The organism is Pseudomonas sp. SA233 (assembly GCF_054792385.1).
Genome location: NZ_CP096449.1, coordinates 1,211,718 through 1,231,266, shown reverse-complemented (window position 1 = coordinate 1,231,266; position 19,549 = coordinate 1,211,718). Strand labels below are relative to the sequence as shown.

Annotated in this window: 19 protein-coding genes; 11 read left to right on the top strand and 8 right to left on the bottom strand. The window is 62.8% G+C overall.

Translation table 11 applies throughout. From position 1 onward, the window contains the following. Window positions 1-33: 33 nt before the first annotated feature. The 7 genes from wspF to M1D87_RS05675 form a co-directional block, all read right to left on the bottom strand. Window positions 34-1,047: a Wsp signal transduction system protein-glutamate methylesterase WspF gene (gene wspF / locus M1D87_RS05705; RefSeq protein ID WP_013971215.1), complete on the bottom strand. Its 1,014-nt coding sequence runs from the start codon at window positions 1,045-1,047 to the stop codon at window positions 34-36. After that, the gene (locus tag M1D87_RS05700) at window positions 1,044-3,347 is read right to left on the bottom strand and encodes a hybrid sensor histidine kinase/response regulator (RefSeq protein ID WP_123084287.1); all 2,304 of its coding nucleotides are present in this window, start codon (window positions 3,345-3,347) and stop codon (window positions 1,044-1,046) included. Before M1D87_RS05700 ends, wspF begins: the two co-directional genes overlap by 4 nt. After that, window positions 3,344-4,006: a chemotaxis protein CheW gene (locus tag M1D87_RS05695; RefSeq protein ID WP_123084288.1), complete on the bottom strand. Its 663-nt coding sequence runs from the start codon at window positions 4,004-4,006 to the stop codon at window positions 3,344-3,346. The genes M1D87_RS05700 and M1D87_RS05695 overlap by 4 nt, the downstream gene beginning before the upstream one ends. Next, window positions 4,003-5,277 carry a CheR family methyltransferase gene (locus M1D87_RS05690; RefSeq protein ID WP_123084289.1) on the bottom strand — a complete coding sequence of 425 codons (1,275 nt, stop codon included), beginning with the start codon at window positions 5,275-5,277 and terminating at the stop codon, window positions 4,003-4,005. Before M1D87_RS05690 ends, M1D87_RS05695 begins: the two co-directional genes overlap by 4 nt. Next, window positions 5,274-5,780, bottom strand: coding sequence for a chemotaxis protein CheW (locus tag M1D87_RS05685; RefSeq protein ID WP_039612801.1), 507 nt, complete (start codon window positions 5,778-5,780; stop codon window positions 5,274-5,276). Before M1D87_RS05685 ends, M1D87_RS05690 begins: the two co-directional genes overlap by 4 nt. Window positions 5,781-5,785: 5 nt before the next feature. Next, window positions 5,786-7,408 (bottom strand): methyl-accepting chemotaxis protein, encoded by a 1,623-nt coding sequence (locus tag M1D87_RS05680; RefSeq protein ID WP_039612800.1) that lies wholly within the window; start codon window positions 7,406-7,408, stop codon window positions 5,786-5,788. Window positions 7,409-7,799: 391 nt separating this feature from the next. Then, entirely contained in the window at window positions 7,800-8,492 is a 693-nt protein-coding gene (locus M1D87_RS05675; RefSeq protein ID WP_039612799.1) for a tellurite resistance TerB family protein, read from the bottom strand. Window positions 8,493-8,710: 218 nt separating this feature from the next. On the opposite strand from M1D87_RS05675, the gene ydcS reads away from it, so the two are divergent. The 7 genes from ydcS to M1D87_RS05640 all read left to right on the top strand — a co-directional run bounded on the left by ydcS (window position 8,711) and on the right by M1D87_RS05640 (window position 14,904). Further along, window positions 8,711-9,862: a putative ABC transporter substrate-binding protein YdcS gene (ydcS, locus tag M1D87_RS05670; RefSeq protein WP_123085715.1), complete on the top strand. Its 1,152-nt coding sequence runs from the start codon at window positions 8,711-8,713 to the stop codon at window positions 9,860-9,862. Window positions 9,863-10,012: 150 nt separating this feature from the next. After that, entirely contained in the window at window positions 10,013-11,044 is a 1,032-nt protein-coding gene (locus tag M1D87_RS05665; RefSeq protein ID WP_039612797.1) for an ABC transporter ATP-binding protein, read from the top strand. Window position 11,045: 1 nt separating this feature from the next. Next, a complete protein-coding gene (locus M1D87_RS05660) occupies window positions 11,046-11,957 on the top strand; it encodes an ABC transporter permease (protein ID WP_039612796.1) in 912 nt (303 codons plus the stop codon). Beyond that, a complete protein-coding gene (locus M1D87_RS05655; RefSeq protein WP_123085714.1) occupies window positions 11,947-12,753 on the top strand; it encodes an ABC transporter permease in 807 nt (268 codons plus the stop codon). The genes M1D87_RS05660 and M1D87_RS05655 overlap by 11 nt, the downstream gene beginning before the upstream one ends. Before the next feature lie 17 nt (window positions 12,754-12,770). Further along, window positions 12,771-14,195, top strand: coding sequence for a gamma-aminobutyraldehyde dehydrogenase (locus tag M1D87_RS05650; RefSeq protein ID WP_123085713.1), 1,425 nt, complete (start codon window positions 12,771-12,773; stop codon window positions 14,193-14,195). A gap of 125 nt (window positions 14,196-14,320) precedes the next feature. Next, entirely contained in the window at window positions 14,321-14,575 is a 255-nt protein-coding gene (locus M1D87_RS05645; protein ID WP_087502647.1) for a type II toxin-antitoxin system HicA family toxin, read from the top strand. Beyond that, a complete protein-coding gene (locus tag M1D87_RS05640) occupies window positions 14,572-14,904 on the top strand; it encodes a type II toxin-antitoxin system HicB family antitoxin (RefSeq protein WP_003252175.1) in 333 nt (110 codons plus the stop codon). The genes M1D87_RS05645 and M1D87_RS05640 overlap by 4 nt, the downstream gene beginning before the upstream one ends. A gap of 116 nt (window positions 14,905-15,020) precedes the next feature. On the opposite strand, the gene M1D87_RS05635 is transcribed toward M1D87_RS05640, so the two are convergent. Then, window positions 15,021-16,127, bottom strand: a complete 1,107-nt coding sequence (locus tag M1D87_RS05635; RefSeq protein ID WP_123085712.1) for an NADH:flavin oxidoreductase/NADH oxidase — start codon at window positions 16,125-16,127, stop codon at window positions 15,021-15,023. 809 nt (window positions 16,128-16,936) lie between these two features. Here M1D87_RS05635 and M1D87_RS05630 point away from each other — a divergent pair. The 4 genes from M1D87_RS05630 (at window position 16,937) to M1D87_RS05615 (ending at window position 19,508) form a co-directional block, all read left to right on the top strand. Beyond that, a complete protein-coding gene (locus tag M1D87_RS05630; protein ID WP_025337923.1) occupies window positions 16,937-17,200 on the top strand; it encodes a DUF3077 domain-containing protein in 264 nt (87 codons plus the stop codon). 273 nt (window positions 17,201-17,473) lie between these two features. Then, window positions 17,474-18,070 carry a 2OG-Fe(II) oxygenase gene (locus tag M1D87_RS05625; protein WP_123083904.1) on the top strand — a complete coding sequence of 199 codons (597 nt, stop codon included), beginning with the start codon at window positions 17,474-17,476 and terminating at the stop codon, window positions 18,068-18,070. After that, a complete protein-coding gene (locus M1D87_RS05620) occupies window positions 18,063-18,926 on the top strand; it encodes a hypothetical protein (protein ID WP_123083903.1) in 864 nt (287 codons plus the stop codon). Before M1D87_RS05625 ends, M1D87_RS05620 begins: the two co-directional genes overlap by 8 nt. Before the next feature lie 27 nt (window positions 18,927-18,953). Continuing rightward, window positions 18,954-19,508, top strand: coding sequence for a hypothetical protein (locus M1D87_RS05615; RefSeq protein WP_061303177.1), 555 nt, complete (start codon window positions 18,954-18,956; stop codon window positions 19,506-19,508). Window positions 19,509-19,549: the final 41 nt, after the last annotated feature.

The following is a 19,549-nucleotide window of genomic DNA, read 5'->3' as shown; positions in this document are numbered from 1 at the left end:
TGCCGGCCTGGCGGCGTGATTCAATACACTTCGTCATTTTGCGAAAAATTCCATCAAGCGCCCGGCTATGCGTTCCAGCGGGCGGATCTCCACTGCGGCATCGATGGCCGCAGCGGCCTTGGGCATCCCGTATACCGCGCTGCTGGCCTGGTCCTGGGCAATGGTCAGGAAGCCCTGCTGGCGCATCAGCTTCAGGCCCTGGGCACCATCGCGGCCCATGCCGGTAAGCAACACACCCACCGCATCGCCGGTCCAATAGCGCGCCACACTCTCGAAGAACACATCGATCGAGGGCCGGTAAATTTCATTGACAGGTTCGGCAGTGTAGGCCAGTTGGCCGTTCTGTAGCAGGCGGATGTGGTGATTGGTGCCGGCCAGCAATACCTGCCCCGGCTGTGGTGGCTCGCCCTCACGGGCCAGGCGCACCGGCAAGCCGGCGGCGCTGCTGAGCCATTCTGCCATGCCCGCGGCAAATACCTGGTCCACATGCTGGACCAGCACGATGGCCGCCGGAAACGCCGCCGGCAGGCCCTTGAGCAGTACTTCGAGGGCCGCCGGGCCGCCAGCGGACGAACCGATCGCAACCAGCCCGCGGTGCTGTGACGCCGCCCGCACGGGTGCGGCGACCGGGCGTGCGGCCGGTGCGCGCTGCTGACCAATCAACCAGCTTATGTTGAGGATCTTGCGCAGCAGTGGCGCTGCCGCTTCACGCGGATCGCCCGCCCCCAGCGCCGGCGTGTCGACCACGTCGAGGGCGCCGTGGCCCATGGCCTCGAATACCCGGTGCACGTTCTGCTTGCGATCGACCGTGACGATGACGATGGCGCAAGGGGTTTCGGCCATGATCCGCCTGGTGGCCTCGACGCCATCCATGACCGGCATGATCAGGTCCATGAGGATCAGGTCTGGCTGCTGCTCGGTGCAGCGCTGCACCGCCTCGGCGCCATTACTGGCCACCCACACCACCTGGTGCGCCGGTTCGAGGGCAACCGCCCGGCGCAGCGCCTCGACGGCCATGGGCATGTCGTTGACGATGGCGATCTTCATCCCTGAGCACCTCCGATCAGCTCAACCACAGCATCCAGCAACGCATCGTCATGGAAACTGGCCTTTGCCAAATAGTAGTCGGCGCCGGCATCCAGGCCCCGCCGTCGGTCTTCCTCACGGTCCTTGTAGGACACCACCATCACCGGCAGCGATTGCAGGCGCTGGTCGCGACGCACCAGGGTGACCAGCTCGATGCCGTCCATGCGTGGCATGTCGATGTCGGTGATCAGCAGGTCGAAGTCCTCGCCACGCAAGGCGTTCCAGCCGTCCATGCCATCCACCGCAACGGCCACGTCGTAACCACGGTTGCCGAGCAGCTTGCGCTGCAGTTCACGCACGGTCAGCGAATCATCGACCACCAGGATGCGCTGGCGCGCCACGCCACGGGTGCCGCTGCTGCCGCGGTCGATGCGTTCCAGGCTGCCGGTGCTGAGCAGCTTCTCCACCGAACGCAGCAGGTCCTCCACATCGACGATCAGCACCACCGAGCCATCGTCGAGCAGGGCGCCGGAAGAGATGTCCTGCACCTTGCCCAGCCGTGGGTCGAGCGGCATCACCACCAGCACCCGCTCGCCCACCAGTCGCTCCACGGCTACCCCGTACAGCTGCTCGCGCTCGCGAATCACCACCACGCGCAGGTTGCTCTCCTGCGTTTGCCCGGCGGGGCGATTGAGCAGTTGGCTGGCCGCGACCAGGCCTATGTGCCGGCCTTCGTGCCAGAAATGCTGGCGCCCCTCGATCTGCACGATCTCTTCGGCACTTACTTCGAGCGTGCGTTCGATATGAGCGAGCGGGAAGGCATAGGCCTCGCCACCCACCTCGACCACCAGGCTGCGCACAACCGACAAGGTCAGTGGCACCTGCAAATGGAAACGGCAGCCCTGCCCGGCCAGCTGGGTCAGCTCTATCGAACCGCGCAGCTCCCGGATCATGTGCTGCACCGCATCCAGGCCGACACCGCGCCCGGACACCTCGGTGACTTTGTCGCGCAGGCTGAAACCGGGCAGGAACAGGAATGTCAGCAACTCTTCCTCGCTCATGCGCGCCACCGTGTCAGCGGGCGACAGGGCGCGCTCGACAATGCTGCTGCGCAGGCGTTCGAGGTCGATGCCGGCACCGTCGTCGATCAGTTCAAGGCTGAGCATACCGGCCTGGTGCGAGGCCCGCAGGCGGATCACGCCCTCCTCCACCTTGCCCGCCAGCAGGCGCCGCTCGGGCAGCTCGATGCCGTGGTCGACCGCGTTGCGCAACAGGTGGGTCAACGGTGCCTCGAGCTTTTCCAGCACATCACGGTCGACCTGGGTCTTTTCCCCTTCCACCAGCAGCCGCACCGGCTTGCCCAGCGAACGGCCAAGGTCGCGCACCATGCGGCTCTGGCCGGTCAGCACATCGGCAAACGGCCGCATCCGGCAGGCCAGCGCGGTGTCGTAGAGCAGTTGTGCGCGCTGGCTGGCCTGCCAGCCGAACTCGTCCAGGTCGGCAGCCTGCTGCTGCAGGATCTGCTGGGTTTCCGCCAGCAGGCGCTGGGTCTGTGCCAGGGCTTCGAGCACCTCGCTGCTCTGGCCACTGTCCTCCAGTTGCATGCGCAGGCCATCAAGCGCCTGCATGCCCTGGCCGTGCATGCGCTTGAGGCGCTGCAGGGTGGCCAGGTAAGGCTTGAGCCGCTGGGTTTCCACCAGCGACTTGCTGGACAGGTCGAGCAGGCTGTTGAGGCGATCGGCGGTGACCCGCAGCACCCGCTCCGTACCTTCGCCGGTGCGCTTGCCGGCCTTGCGACGCGGGGCCAGCTCGGGCTCGGGCTCAGGCTCCAAGGGTTCGACGGGCAGCGGCAAAGGTTCGGCTTGCACGGTTTGCGCCGGCGTTTCCGGCAGCGCTGGCACGGCTGGCGGCGCGGGGGGCAAGGCTGCCGCCCCCGGGTCGAGCAGGTTGGCCATTTGCGCAAGGAACACCGGCACGGTCGCGTGCGCCCCGGCATCGCCAGGCGTGGCGATGCGCATCAACAGGTCGGTGCCCTGCAACAGGGCATCGATATGCTCAGCGCTCAGCCGCAGGCGACCCTCCTGGGCGGCCACCAGGCAGTCCTCCATGACATGGGCGACGCTGACGCCAGCGTCCACTCCGACGATCCGCGCCGCGCCCTTCAGCGAGTGGGCCGCGCGCATGCAAGCCTCAAGCTGGTCGGCCTGCGTGGGATTACGCTCCAGCGCCATCAGGCCGGCACTGAGCACCTGGGTCTGCGCCTCGGCCTCCAGGCTGAACAGTTCGAGCAACGATGCGTCGCGCATTTGCTCTGGGGTCATGACAGGCTCCGCTGCACGGCAGACAGTAAATGTTGATCGTCCAGCACCCGCACGCTGCGGCCACGCCATTGCAGGACCGCTGCGGTGAAGTGGGAGGCGTCCTGCCCGCTGTTCAGCAGAAGCGGGTCGAGCCGGTGAATGCCGTCGATTTCCTCGACCGCCATCACCACCGGCCCGCCCTCCGCGGCCAGGATCAGCATGCGTGGCATCGCCCGGCCGCCACGTTGCTCGGCAGCGCTGGCCTGCACACCCAGCAAGTCAGCCAGTGACAGGCACGGCACCAGCGCACCACGTACGTTGGCTACCCCCTGCAGCACCCGCGAGCGCTGGTGCGGCAGCGAATGCACCGCCTGCAGCGGGGCAATTTCGGCCAGGCAGGCGGTGGGCAGCGCCAGCCATTCTTCGCCAAGGCGGAACAGCAGCATGGAGCGGCCAGTGTTCTCCTCGACCGGTGGCGCCGCGGCAGCCTGGTGGTCCTGCATCAGCGCGTAGCGGTCGAGCAGGCGTGTGGCCGCTGCGGCATATACCTCGCAGTTGCGGCAGTGAACGTGACGCTCCAGCAGCGGGCACTGCTTGTCGCCGTGCACGCCAATGCGGTTCCAGCAGTCGTCGATGTGCGCGTCATCCTCGGCGAGCAATTGCATCGCGGATTCCTTCATCGTTCAGACTCCCTGCCAACCCGTGCGGCGCGCTCCTGCAGGCGCCGGGCACCGGCCAGGTCACCCTGGGCTGCCAGCAAGGCAGCCAGGTGTACCAGCGCCTCGGAGTGCTGCGGTTCCAGGTACAGGGCTTTGCGATAGTGGGTCAGAGCCTGCTGCGCATCGCCTTCGGTGTCGCTGAGCAGCCCCAGCCAGTAGTAAACCTGCGCCGAAGGCGCGAACTGGCCCAGGTAGCGCTGGCATTCGGCACGGGCCTGCTCGCTGGCACCGGCGTTGGCAAGCCGGGCAATGCTGGCCAGCAACTCAGTTGCATCCTCGCGTTTGTGCTCGCGCGCCGGTGCTGGCTTGGCGGCAAAGGGGAGCACCCGCAATGGGCGCGGCAACGCTGCGCTCGGTAACGGAAAGCCTGGCTTGGCAGGTGCTGGCGATGTGCGCCGCAAGGGCTGGACCGGGGGCGTAGCCAGCGCAGCGCTACCGCCCTCCTGGCGCACGTAGGCGAACGACTGGGCAATCCCCAGCGGGCGCATGCCCAACCGCGCCAGCAAGCTGCCTTCGGCGGGGCCGATGAACAGCACGCCCTGTGGATGCAGCAAGCGCTTGAGCACCTCAAACACCCGTTGCTGGGTCGGCACGTCGAAATAGATCAGCAGGTTGCGGCAGAACACGAAGTCGTACAGGCCATCGCGGCTGGCCAGGGCCGGGTCGAGTACGTTGCCCACCTGTAGGCTGACTTGGTCACGCACCCGCTCATGCAGGAGGTGGCCTTCCTCGAGCGCATCGAAGTAACGCTCGCGAAAGCCCAGGTTACTGCCACGGAAGGCATTGCGCCCGTACACGGCCTGCCCGGCCTTGGCCACGGAACTGGGGCTGATGTCCATGCCGTCGATCATGAACGCCCCCGGCGCGATACCGGCATCGAGCAAGGCCATGGCCAGCGAATAGGGCTCCTCGCCGGTCGAGCAAGGCAGGCTGAGCAAGCGCAGCGGGCGCGCCCCGGCCAGCTCGGCCAGGCGCTTGTGCGCCAGGCTGGCCAAGGCGGTGAAGGATTCGGGGTAACGGAAGAACCAGGTTTCCGGGACGATGACCGCTTCGATCAGCGCCTGTTGCTCATCCGTCGACTGCTGCAGATGCAGCCAGTAATCATCCAGGTCCGCGGCGTCCACGGCCACGCAACGCTGGCGCAGCGCACGCTCGACCATGGGCGCGCCCACCGACTCCACGTCCAGGCCAATGCGCTCGCGCAAATAGCGGAAAAAATGCTGTTCGTTCATGTCGGCATCCCTGTCGGATCACCCGCATACAGCAACTCGTGCACGGCATCGGGGAGCAGGTCGTTGACTTCGATGCGCTGCAACAAGCCCTGCTCATCCTGACGCACCGGGCCCAGATACGGGGCCTCGCCGCTGTCCACGCCATACGGCTGGAACTCGTCGGGGTGGCAACGCAGGGTTTCGGTGGCCTGCTCCAGTATCAGGCCAAGCTGCAGGCCGACTCGGTAGTGCACCAGAACCAGGCGGGTACTGGTGCGCTGCGCTGCCGGTTGGCCGAAGCTCAATGCCGCCAGGTCGACCACTGGTACCAACAGGCCTCGGTGCGCAAGGATACCTGCGACCCAGGCAGGTGCCTTGGCGATCGGTTTCAACGGCTGGCGCGGCAGCACCTCGATCACCTCGTGCACGCTCAGGGCAAAGCGTTGCTCCCGAATGCGAAACTGCAGGTACAACGCCCCCTTGGCGTTGCCCGCCCGCGCGGCGCGCGATTGCAAGTCGTTCATCGCGGTCAGACTTTGAAGCGCGATACGCCGCCACGCAGGCCTGCGGCCACCTGGCTCAGCTCATCGATGGCGAAACTGGCCTGGCGCAGCGACTCGACTGTCTGGGTGCTGGCATCACTGAGCTGGGCCAGCGCCTGGTTGATCTGCTCGGCACCGGTGGCCTGGGCCTGCATGCCTTCGTTGACCATCAGCACGCGCGGCGCCAGGGCCTGCACCTGGTGGATGATCTGGCTGAGCTGTTCGCCCACCTGCTGCACCTCGAACATGCCGCGGCGCACTTCTTCGGAAAACTTGTCCATGCCCATGACCCCGGCCGACACCGCCGACTGGATCTCGCGCACCATCTGCTCGATGTCGTAGGTGGCAACGGCGGTCTGGTCGGCCAGGCGGCGCACTTCGGTGGCCACCACGGCAAAGCCGCGGCCGTACTCTCCGGCCTTTTCCGCTTCGATGGCAGCATTGAGTGACAGCAGGTTGGTCTGGTCGGCAACCTTGACGATGGTCACCACCATCTGGGTGATGTTGCTGGCCTTTTCGTTGAGGATGCCCAGCTTGGCGTTGACCAGGTCGGCGGCGCCCATCACCTGGTGCATGGTTTCTTCCATGCGTGCCAGGCCCTGCTGGCCGGAACCGGCCAGGCTGGAGGCCTGGTCGGCGGCCGAGGTGACTTCGGTCATGGTGCGCACCAGGTCACGCGAAGTGGCGGCGATTTCCCGCGAGGTGGCGCCGATTTCGGTGGTGGTAGCGGCCGTTTCGGTGGCGGTGGCCTGCTGTTGCTTGGAAGTTGCGGCGATTTCGGTCACCGAGGTGGTCACCTGCACCGACGAACGCTGGGCCTGGGCCACCAGGTTGGCCAGGGCCTCGGCCATTTCGTTGAAGCCGCTTTCGATGGCGCCGAACTCGTCCTTGCGGTCCAGGCTCAGGCGCATGCTCAGGTCGCCGGAGCGCAGTTTGTCGAGGGCATGAACAATGCGCTGCATGGGCGCGGTGATGGCGCGCATCAGCAACAGGCCGCAGATACCGGCGGCGATGATCGCCAGCAGCAGCGAAACCATCATGCTGCCCTTGGCGGTGCTCACGGCACCGACAATCTCGTTGGTGTCGGCGTCAGCAGCGGCACGGTTGTGCTCGATCACTTCGTTCAGAAGCTTGCGGCCTTCTACCCAGGCCGGGGTCAGCACATCGGTGATCAACCGCTGGGCTTCGGCATAGTCGTGCTTTCGATAGGCTTCCAGCACCTGCTCGATGATCTTGAGGTAGGCAACCTCCATCTGGATGAAGGCGTCGAACCGCGCCTGGTCGTCATCATCCTGAATGGTGCCCTGATAGCTGGCCATGTGCTCTTTCAGGCGGTCCTGGAAGCTCTTGAACAGTTCCGCATCGGCCGAGGTGAATTCACGCTGGTTGGACAGGCCTACCAACTGCTGGCTAGCCACGTAACCGTCGACCCAGGCACTGCGGATCATCGAGCTGTAGTAGAGGCCGGGAATGCTGTCGGTCCCCACTGCCTGTTCGGCGGATGCGATGGTCACCAACCGCGAGTAGGCGGCCACGATCATCAGCAGCATGATGGCGATGATCACGGCGAAACTTGCCAGGATCCGTTGGCGCAAGGTCCAGTTCTTCACATTCAGCCCTCAGGAATTCACAACGAGCGGGAAAAATCGCCGAAGTATAGCCCAGGCGCCCAGTGCTCATGCGGCTGAAATGTGGGAATGGAGTAAAAGCTACCGGGTGCTTGTCGCGATATTTTCAGCGCCTGTGAGATCGAGCGCCGCCCGCGCGGCGCTTCGCAGCGCAAGGCTGCTCCTACATCTGTTTCGGGCCAATCATTCCTGCACCGTAGGCGCGCGTCCCCTTGGCGTCCACCCCGATGTCATGCCGGACAAACAAGGCGGTCGCGTGCATTGGTACAGGCGTTACTGGCCCGAAACAGATGTAGGAGCAGCCTTGCGCTGCGAAGCGCCGCGCGGGCGGCGCTCGATCTCACAGACGCTGAAAATGTCGTGACAAGCGCTGCTACTGCACTACCGCCTGCCTTGCCTGGCTTTCCAGCTCCTGGCGCAGGGCCGGGTCCAGGCGCAGCTGGCGGGCCAGTTCGTCCAGGTAGGCGCGCTCCATGAAGTTTTCCTGGTCGACCATCATCACGCTGGCCAGGTACATCTCGGCGGCCATTTCCGGCGTTTGCGCGGCACGGGCCACTTCGGCCGGATCCAGCGGCTTGTTCAGCTCGGCATGCAGCCAGTGCTGCAACTCGCGGTCGTTGTCCAGGCGGGTAAATTCGCCCTCGATAAGCGCACGCTCGCGTTCGTCGATATGGCCATCTGACTTGGCCGCCGCCACCAGCGCCCGCAGTACCGCCTGGCTGTGCAGCTCGGCCTGGGCCGGCGGCAGGCGGTCGACGGTCTGTGGCTCGGTGGCGGCCACCTGCTGGCGCGCCTGCCAGTTGCCGTAGGCCTTGTAGGCCAGCACACCGAGCGCGGCCAGGCCGCCATAGGTAAGGGCCTTGCCGCCATACTTGCGGGCCTTCTTGTTGCCCAGCAGCAAGCCCATGGCGCCCGCCGCCAGGGCGCCGCCACCGGCACCGGAAAGCAGGCTGCCAAGGCCGCCGGCACTGGCGCCTGGCTTGCCAGAGCTGCCCTTGCCGGCCTGGCTGGCGAGCAAGTCCTGGCCGGACTTGAGCAACTGGTCGAGCAATCCCCGGGTGTTCATCAAACGGTCTCCACGTTGGCCAAGGGAACCGTCAGGTTAAGCCCTGCCCGCCCGATCGCCATGGGGGGATTTGCTTCCGGATGTTGCATTGGCTGGCAAAAAGCCAACTAGACTCGATATCGCCAATACCGCGCGTAAACCGCACTACGCCTATAACGCTCGCTTCACGGCTTGCTTGATGACTGCCCCGACCAAAATCTCCAAGAAGAGGGAACACCATGTCAGTGCACAAGACCGCATTGCTCGGCGCAACCGCCTGCGCCGTGCTGGCCAGCGCCAGCCTGCAGGCTGCCGAACCGCCCAAGGCCCTGGGGCCCGGCGAGGGCCGCCTGGACATCGTCGCCTGGCCCGGCTACATCGAGCGCGGTGAAAGCGACAAGGCCTACGACTGGGTGACCGGCTTCGAGAAGGAAACCGGCTGCAAGGTCAGCGTCAAGACCGCCGCCACCTCGGACGAGATGGTCAGCCTGATGACCAAGGGCGGCTACGACCTGGTCACCGCCTCGGGCGATGCCTCGCTGCGGCTGATCGCGGGCAAGCGGGTACAGCCGATCAACACTGCCTTGATCCCCAACTGGAAAAACATCGACCCACGGCTGCAGAACGGTGGCTGGTACGTGGTCGACAAGCAGGTCTACGGCACCCCGTACCAATGGGGGCCGAACGTGCTGCTGTACAACACCGACGTATTCAAGCAGGCGCCCACCAGCTGGGGCGTGCTGTTCGAGCCGCAGAACCTTCCCGACGGCAAGCCGAACAAGGGCCGCGTGCAGGCCTACGATGGGCCGATCTACATCGCCGATGCGGCGTTGTACCTGAAGACGGCCAAACCGGAGCTGGGCATCCAGGACCCGTACGAGCTGAGCGAAGCGCAATACAAGGCCGTGCTGGAACTGCTGCGCCAGCAGCAACCGCTGATCCACCGCTACTGGCATGACGCCACGGTGCAGATGAGCGACGTGAAGAACGAAGGCGTGGTTGCCTCCAGCTCCTGGGGCTACATGGTCAATGGCCTCAAGGCCGAAAAGCAGCCCGTGGCCTCGACCATTCCCAAAGAAGGCGCGACCGGCTGGGCCGACACCACCATGCTGCACAGCGAGGCCAAGCACCCCAACTGTGCCTACAAATGGATGGACTGGTCGCTGCAGCCGAAAGTACAGGGTGACGTGGCGGCCTGGTTCGGTTCGTTGCCGGCGGTGCCGGCGGCCTGCACCGGCAACGAGCTGCTGGGGGCCGAGGGCTGCAAGACCAACGGTTTCGACAACTTCGACAAGATCGCCTTCTGGAAAACCCCGCAGGCCCAGGGCGGCAAGTTCGTGCCGTATAGCCGCTGGACCCAGGATTACATTGCGATCATGGGTGGGCGCTGAGGTTGCCTGAATGCCTGTGCCGGCCTCTTCGCGGGTGAACCCGCTCCCAAAGGTAGAGCACCACCCTTACAGGCGGTGATGAACCTGTAGGAGCGGGTTCACCCGCGAAGAGGCAGGCACAGGAGTAAGCCAGTTGTCCGGAGCACACGCATGCCCCTAGCCGTCCAGTTCACCCAGGTTTCCCGCACCTTCGGCGAGGTCAAGGCCGTCGACCAGGTCAGCATCGACATCATCGATGGCGAATTCTTCTCCATGCTCGGCCCCTCTGGCTCGGGCAAGACCACCTGCCTGCGCCTGATCGCCGGCTTCGAGCAACCCACCAGCGGTTCGATCCGCATCCACGGTGTCGAGGCTGCGGGCGTACCGCCCTACCAGCGCGACGTCAACACCGTATTCCAGGACTACGCCCTGTTCCCGCACATGAACGTACTGGACAACATCGCCTACGGCCTGAAGGTAAAAGGCGTGGCCAAGGCCGAACGCCACAGCCGCGCCGAAGAAGCCCTGGCGATGGTGGCCCTGGCCGGCTACGGCGCGCGCAAACCGGCGCAGTTGTCCGGCGGCCAGCGCCAACGCGTGGCCCTGGCCCGCGCGCTGGTCAACCGGCCACGGGTACTGCTGCTGGACGAGCCGCTTGGCGCGCTGGACCTGAAGTTGCGCGAACAGATGCAGGGCGAGCTGAAAAAACTTCAACGCCAGTTGGGCATCACCTTCATCTTCGTCACCCACGACCAGACCGAGGCGCTGTCGATGTCCGATCGCGTCGCAGTGTTCAACCGCGGCCGTATCGAGCAGGTCGACACCCCGCGCAACCTGTACATGCAGCCGGCCACCACCTTCGTGGCGGAATTCGTCGGCACCTCCAATGTGCTGCGTGGCGAACTGGCCATGGCGCTCAATGGCAGCCCGGCCCCCTTCTCCATCCGCCCCGAACATATCCGCCTCGGCGACCCGGCCACAGCCAGCCAGCACGTCCAGGTCAGTGGCCTGCTGCGCGATATCCAGTACCAGGGCAGTGCCACCCGCTACGAGCTGCAGCTGGACAGCGGCCAGCTGCTGGCGGTGAGCCAGGCCAACGACCGCTGGCAGGCCCAGGCACAGGCATGGCAAACAGGGCAACGGGTACAGGCGCACTGGCCCCGCGAAGCCATGACGGTGCTGCAGGAAACGGAGGGCCGCTGACATGAGCACGCTGCGCGGCCTGTCCAACCTGCTGTACCGGCGCCCCAACCTGTACCTGGCCCTGCTGCTTATCCCACCGCTGACCTGGTTCGGCGCCATCTACCTGGGCTCGCTGCTGAACTTGCTGTGGCAGGGCTTCTATACCTTCGACGACTTCACCATGGCGGTGACCCCGGACCTGACCCTGGGCAATTTCGCCGCGCTGTTCAACCCGTCGAACTTCGACATCATCCTGCGCACCCTGGGAATGGCGCTGGCGGTGTCGCTGGCCAGCGCGGTGCTGGCCTTCCCCATCGCCTACTACATGGCGCGCTACACCAGCGGCAAGACCAAGGCATTTTTCTACATCGCAGTGATGATGCCGATGTGGGCCAGCTACATCGTCAAGACCTACGCCTGGACCCTGCTGCTGGCCAAGGGCGGCGTGGCCCAGTGGTTCGTCCAGCAGCTACACCTGGATGCCCTGCTGCAAACGGTGCTGACGGTGCCGGGCGTGGGCGGCAGCACGCTGTCGACTTCGCACCTGGGGCGCTTCATGGTGTTCGTGTACATCTGGCTGCCGTTCATGATCCTGCCGATCCAGGCCTCGCTGGAACGCTTGCCGCCGTCGCTGCTGCAAGCCTCTGCAGACCTCGGCGCCCGGCCCGGGCAAACCTTCGTGCAGGTGATACTGCCGCTGTCGATCCCGGGCATTGCCGCCGGTTCGATCTTCACCTTCTCGCTGACCCTGGGCGACTTCATCGTGCCGCAGCTGATCGGCCCGCCCGGCTATTTCATCGGCAGCATGGTCTATGCCCAGCAAGGGGCGATCGGCAACATGCCGATGGCCGCCGCGTTCACCCTGGTGCCGATCGTGCTGATCGCGGTGTACCTGTCCATCGTCAAGCGACTGGGGGCCTTCGATGCACTCTGAAAAAGCCTCGACCGGGCTGCGCCTGGCGGCCTGGGGCGGGTTACTGTTCCTGCACTTCCCGATCCTGATCATCTTCCTGTATGCCTTCAACACCGAAGACGCGGCGTTCAGCTTCCCGCCCAAAGGCTTTACCCTGAAGTGGTTCGCCGTGGCCTTTGCCCGGCCCGATGTGCTGGAAGCGATAAAGCTGTCGCTGCAGGTGGCCTGCCTGGCCACGCTGATCGCCCTGGTGCTCGGTACGCTGGCCTCGGCGGCGCTGTACAGGCGCAGCTTTTTCGGCAAGGAGAGCATTTCGCTGATGCTGATACTGCCTATTGCCCTGCCTGGCATCGTTACCGGCATTGCCCTGCTCTCGGCGTTCAAGAGCCTGGGGATCGAGCCCGGCGTGTTCACCATCGTGGTCGGCCACGCCACGTTCTGTGTGGTTATCGTCTACAACAACGTGATCGCCCGCCTGCGGCGCACTTCGCAGAGCCTGATCGAAGCTTCGATGGACCTCGGTGCCGACGGTTGGCAAACCTTCCGCTACATCATCCTGCCCAACCTCGGCTCGGCGCTGCTGGCCGGTGGCATGCTGGCCTTTGCCCTGTCGTTCGACGAAATCATCGTCACCACCTTCACTGCCGGCCACGAACGCACCCTGCCGATCTGGCTGCTCAACCAGCTCAGCCGCCCGCGCGACGTGCCGGTGACCAACGTGGTCGCCATGCTGGTGATGCTGGTGACCATGCTGCCGATACTTGGCGCCTATTACCTGACCCGTGGCGGCGAAAGCGTCGCGGGCAGCGGCAAATGACCCTGGAGGAGTCCCCGATGCAAACGCAGATGCTGATCAATGGCCAACTGGTCGCTGGCGAAGGCCCGGCCTGGACCGTGCTCAACCCGGCCCTGGGCAGTGCCCTGGCGCAGATCAACGAAGCCAGCGAGGCCCAGGTGGACAGCGCCGTGCGCGCCGCCGACCAGGCCTTCGACAGCTGGTCGCAAACCAGCCCAAAGGAGCGCTCGCAAGCCTTGCTGGCACTGGCCGACGCTATCGAAGCCCATGGCGATGAACTGGCTCGACTGGAATCGCAGAACTGCGGCAAGCCGCTGAGCGCCGCGCTGAATGACGAGATCCCGGCAATTGCCGACGTGTTCCGCTACTTCGCCGGTGCGGCGCGCTGCCTGGGCGGCTCGGCAGCCGGCGAGTACCTGCCGGGGCATACTTCGATGATCCGCCGCGACCCGCTGGGCGTGGTGGCCTCGATCGCGCCGTGGAACTACCCGTTGATGATGCTGGCGTGGAAGATCGCCCCGGCCCTGGCTGCCGGCAACACGGTGGTGATCAAGCCCTCCGAGCTGACCCCGCTGACCGCCCTGCGCCTTGGCGAACTGACCCGGGACCTGCTGCCACCGGGGGTGCTGAACATAATCTTCGGCCGTGGCCAGACGGTCGGCAACCCGCTGGTCAACCACCCCAAGGTGCGCATGGTGTCGCTGACCGGCTCGATCCCCACCGGTGCGCACATCATCAGCGCCACCGCCGACAGCGTGAAACGCATGCACATGGAACTGGGCGGCAAGGCCCCGGTGCTGGTGTTCGACGATGCCGACATCGACGCGGCCATCGACGGCATCCGTACCTTCGGCTTTTACAACGCCGGCCAGGACTGCACCGCCGCCTGTCGGCTGTACGTGCAGGATGGCATCTACGAGCGTTTCGTCGAACGCCTGGGGGCCGCAGTGGCTAGCCTCAAGCCGGGCCTGCAGGAAGACGAGGACACCGAACTGGGGCCACTGATCAGTGCCCAGCACCGCGACAAGGTCGCGGGCCTGGTGCAACGCGCGGTTGCCCAGCCGCACATTCGCCTCGTTACGGGCGGCAAGGCGATTGATGGCGACGGTTTCTTCTTCGAGCCGACTGTGCTGGCCGATGCGCTGCAGGATGACGAAATCGTGCGCAACGAAGTGTTCGGCCCGGTAGTGTCGGTGACCCGCTTCAACGACGAAGCGCAGGCGCTGGAATGGGCCAACGACTCCAACTACGGCCTGGCCTCATCGGTATGGACCCGCGACACCGGCCGCGCCCACCGCCTGGCGGCGCGCCTGCAGTATGGCTGCACCTGGGTGAACACCCACTTCATGCTGGTCAGCGAAATGCCCCATGGCGGGCAGAAGCATTCGGGGTATGGCAAGGACATGTCGATGTATGGGCTGGAGGACTACACCTGTGTGCGGCATGTGATGATCAAGCATTGAGCGAACCGTTAGCCGAGGGGCTTTGCCCCCTCGGTTAACATCTCAGACATTTCCTTCAAGCTTGATCTACTCCCTCCTACTGCTCATCCATTGAGCCATGCTTACTGGTATCATAATCTGATACCATGAATAATCATCAGCAAGCCACACTTGAAGCAGTACTGAAAAGGCCGGTTCCCAGGACGCTGGAGTGGGCGCGAGTGGAATCACTGTTGGTATCCCTGGGTGCCCGAGTGATTGAAGGACGAGGGTCACGGGTTCGCTTTGAACTCAATGGAGCAGTGGCAACCTTCCACCGCCCTCATCCGGACAGGCACGCAAAGCCCTACCAACTACGAGACGCCCGCCAGTTCCTTGAGCAGGCAGGAGTAATACCATGAATGTCATGACTTACCGCGGCTATGCCGCTCGTATCGAATACAGCGACGAAGACCAGTTGCTGATCGGCCACGTTGCGGGTATTCGCGATGTGATCGGTTTTCACGGCGAATCCATCAGTGAGTTGCGCCAGGCATTCGAAGAAGCCGTGGACGATTATCTTGAGACTTGCGAACGCCTGGGCCGCGAGCCGCAGAAGACCTACTCTGGCAAGCTTAGCCTGCGACTCGAACCTACCCTTCATGCCAGCGTGGCCGCCAAGGCCGAGTTGGCAGAGAAGAGTATCAACCAGTGGGTAAGCGATATCCTCAGCAAAGCCGCCTATAGCTGAGTTGAGAAGCCAACGCGGTCGTTGTAGGAGCAGGGTCATCGAGGCGTCGAACCGCCGCGAACACCGAGCCGCCTTCTTCGCGGGCTTGCCCGCGAAGAGGCCAGTACAGGTAGACCCTAGTCGCGCAAATCCGACTCGTGAATCGGGTTGGCCCGGCTGGTGGCGCGCTGGTATTGCGCTGGCCAGGTGGCCTTGTTGCCGCCCAGGTCGTCGTCGGCGTGCAGCGGCCAGTACGGATCGCGCAGCAGTTCGCGGGCGAGGAAGATGATGTCGGCCTGGCCGGTGCGCAGAATGTGCTCGGCCTGGGCCGGTTCGGTGATCATGCCCACGGTGCCGGTGGCAATTTCCGATTCCTTGCGCACACGCTCGGCGAAGCGGGTCTGGTAGCCGGGCCCTGTGGGGATTTCGGCATTGACCGAGGTGCCGCCGGAGGACACGTCGATCAGGTCGACGCCCAAGCCACGCAGGCGGCGGGCCAGTTCGACGGTTTCATCCGGGTTCCAGCCGTCCTCCACCCAGTCGGTCGCCGATACCCGCACGAACAGCGGCAGTTCGGCCGGCCAGACCTTGCGCACGGCCTCGACCACCTGCAGGGTCAGGCGAATGCGGTTCTCGAAGCTGCTGCCGTACTCGTCGCGACGCTGGTTGCTCAGCGGTGACAGGAACTGGTGCAGCAGGTAGCCATGGGCGGCATGGATTTCGACCACCTTGAAACCGGCCCTCAGGGCACGCTCGGTCGAGGCGACGAAGGCGGAGATCACATCCTGGATTTCGTCATGGGTCAGCTCGCGTGGCGGTGTGTGTTGCGGATCAAAGGCTATCTTCGACGGCCCTACCGGTTGCCAGCCGCCCTCCTCGAGCTTGACGCTGCCTTGCTTGCCCAGCCACGGGCGATAGGTGCTGGCCTTGCGCCCGGCGTGAGCCAGCTGGATACCGGGCACGCCCCCTTGGGCGGTGATGAAACGGGTGATGCGTTGCAGCGGGGCGATCTGAGCATCGTCCCACAGGCCGAGGTCTTCGGCGGTGATGCGACCATCGGCAGTCACCGCCACGGCTTCAGTGATTACCAGGCCCGCGCCACCCACGGCGCGGCTGCCCAGATGGACAAGGTGCCAGTCGTTGGCCAGGCCATCTACGGCGGAATACTGGCACATCGGCGAAACGGCGATGCGGTTGGGCAGGGTCAGCTGACGCAGGGTGTAAGGCTCGAGCAGCAGGCTCATGAGGGCACCTCCCAAGGACTCCAATGGTGATCCGGCCCGGACACTCAATTGCACGTCCCTGGCCCAGGTCCGGTCATAACTTCAGACTAGACCAGAATGGTTGGGGGGGAGGTTCCATGGGATTTCGGGTGGGATGCGGGGGTTTGGATCGAGGGTGATGTCGCCTATGAGATCGAGCGCCGCCCGCGCGGCGCTTCGCGGGGCAAGCCCGCTCCCACATCTGTTGCAACGTGGCCATGCCTGCAAGGCCATGGTCGTCAGCCTTGGCGCATGACTAAAGACATGTGGGGCGGCAGCCGCAGCAACGGGGAGACATCGTCAGGCCAACAAAGCGGGCAACCATGGCCTGACAGGTTTGGCACGTTGCAACAAATGTGGGAGCGGGCTTGCCCCGCGAAGCGCCGCGCGGGCGGCGCTCGATCTCCTAGGCGACATCACTCTCAAGGCAGGCACATGGCAGCCCTGACAGTCGCTAAAGGCAAGCACTCTGACAGGCATTTCAGATATCCCCTACTAGTTGGATCTGGTGATACCTGGCCTGAGGAAATACCCTACAGGTTCTGTCGACAGGCGTCTGATTGTTCCTGGAAACACTGCCACTTAGGCTTTTCAGGTCGCTGAAATCCAGCGATGCGGGTGTGGAAACTCGGTCAACCTTCAAGTTCCTGTCGTAATGGCAGCTGTGTGTGGGAGGCCGTTTGGCCTACCGGGTTCCTTGAAGGCCGGTTTTCCACCCTGCATACAGTTGCCGCCCTTCGTGTGGAAACGGCGGTGGCAACTCCTTTAATCTTCAAGGAATTGCTAGAAAAATGACTACAGAAGACACCCAGTTCACCGTCGGCAAGACCACTTTCTTCCAGGGTGAAAACCAGACCCACCCATTATTTCGCATCGAAGCGGGCATTCCGTGCCGAGACGCCCGTGATCAGGCTTCGGAATTGATGGGCTATGTGCGGGAGTTGACCATCGTCGGGCTAATGGATGAGAAACCCATGATGATCTGGGCTGCGCACTATCTCAGTGCGATGGCCAAGGCGCTGATGGATGATGCCGAGTTAGGTATGGCTCGTTGACGTTACTGTTATTTGCTAGAGACCAGTAATTACTCCAAACATAAATGGGTTGCCACACCCATGTATACCTTGTCGCCCCGGCGCGCCGGGGCAATGAGAAATTTCCCACAGCCAATTTCCTCAAAAGCCACATCCGGGTCGGAAAATCTTCTCAATCGGTAAGTCCCACTTCCTATCGCCCCCTCGACACCAAATCACTAATGTCTCACTGCGTCAGCCAGCACTACTTGGGCAAGAGCCTTTAAGGCATGTACAAAATTTGAGACATAGAAAATGACGAGACAATTTACATCTAGAGATGTAAGCATTCTAGACGATGCTATTACACCTGATGAACAAGCCAAACTCAACAACGCATTCTCACATACCCTATGGAGATACGACTGGCCAATAAACTCCACGCCCTTCGCTCGCCCCTGCTGGCATTTTTTCATTGCAGGAAGCAAGCGTGAATCACTGGAATGTTGTGAGCAAGAACTGGTTGCAAACGAGCGCTGGGGATTCCTCATCAACATCTGGAAACGTCTATGTGCTGTGAATATGAAAAACTCCAGACTGATCGGCGTGTATGCAAACGGCCAAACCTCTGGGCAAGACAGCCCGATTCACCGAGATAACCTGCCAGGCGAGCCGGGGTATACCGCAGTGCTCTTCTGTAACGACTACTGGGCTACGACGTGGGGAGGTGAGCTTTTATTCTGCAATGACGCCAAGACGGACGTTATCGCCGCGGCGTTACCCAAACCAAGGCGCATCACAATCTTCAATGGTGAAATACCGCACCGTGCTAAATCTCCAGCCACAGACTGCGACCGCCTGCGCATCACCATTGCATTCAAGACAATCAACAAGGACTTCAACTATGACTAATCGAGTAGAGATATTTGTCGCCATGGTCGACAGGGTCGGGAGGCCTGGGTTCCAAGCTGGCGCGGCCGCTGCGGTTCACGATCAGTTCAAGACTGACAACCAGGGCTTCGCACTTGTAGTACAGAGCGCCCAGACAAGCAGCGCGATTGCTTCTGTATTGTCAGTTACGCAAATGACTGCGGGCGCGGTTCCGTTTATAAATATCGTTACCAACACCTTGGCGGGCACGGTAACCTTTCTGAAGATTGTTGCCGAGTACCAGCCCAACGACGAACCGAATGTAGGGGACTATGTCAGCCTTGTAGGTAATGTAGCAGGCGTCGTTGCGGGTTTTGCAATACTGGTAGGTGCACCTTGGGTCGCAGGCACCTTTACCGCCATATCATTGGGAACGAGCTTATTTGGGACGTATAATTCAGAACTTGCAAAACAAATTCAAACGGCAATCACCCCAATAATAGACGCACTCATTAAACACGACATAACAAAAGAGAGCGCAACACCGGTGCTAGCGCCGAGCCTAGTTATTACAGACCCACAATCCATACGCGACCATTTCGGAGGACTAATACAAGTCATCACATGGAACCCGAACACCTTGGAAATCAAACTAGACACTAGAACGCTAGAGTCATTCACTATCACCCCACCGATAATACAACATGGCGGCATCAACCCACCTATTGCACCACCCACACCTCCCGCCACTGGAGGGGGAGCTACGATAACAGTAGGAATTGAAAGCATTAACGGGCAATCACCGGCCGGGCCAATCCCCTCTATTACAACTGTAGTGGGTGGAGGCCAAGACAAATATGCCTGCTGCTCAGCACCGCAGCAAGACAAGTATCGTTGAATAGAATAGGGCCGAGGGTTGTTTCCGATGTTGACTTGGCAGTCGTGGATGCAAATGATGCGAGCATTGGAGCCGGGTAAACGGGTTACCTGCCTGTTATTTGCAGGCTCTATATTTTTTTGTTTTGTACTCGCACAGCTTACCATGAGAACGGAAGACCCAGAGCCGATAACCGCGCCATGGGTAAGCGTCAGAGCAACTCTTGCATCCGCACCTGATACTTGGGATTACGACAAATCGCTTTACACCTTTCAGATCACCTACAAAGAGCCAAGCGGACAAGTTACCAGACGTCGGATATATGCTCAAAAAACGCGTTATGATGCTGCCAACATCAATAAGAAAACACCACTCTTCGTCGAGATCGAGGATGCTTTGTCCGGACCAATCGTCAGGCGGCTATCGACCGATAACGAAATCCTGTATGAGCCATCCCTCAAGCAGTATGTGATCGAAATATACAATCGCGAACTTTTGGAGGGAACTGTGTTTTTCTCACTGCTTAGCCTGGCCTCGTTTGGCGCAGCAGGTGTGATGCACTGGCAAAACCGGCAGCGAAAAAAGCAATCTGAGCTCCGCTGATAGCTTTTACCCGCAAAGAATGCGACGCGGTGGATGGCACC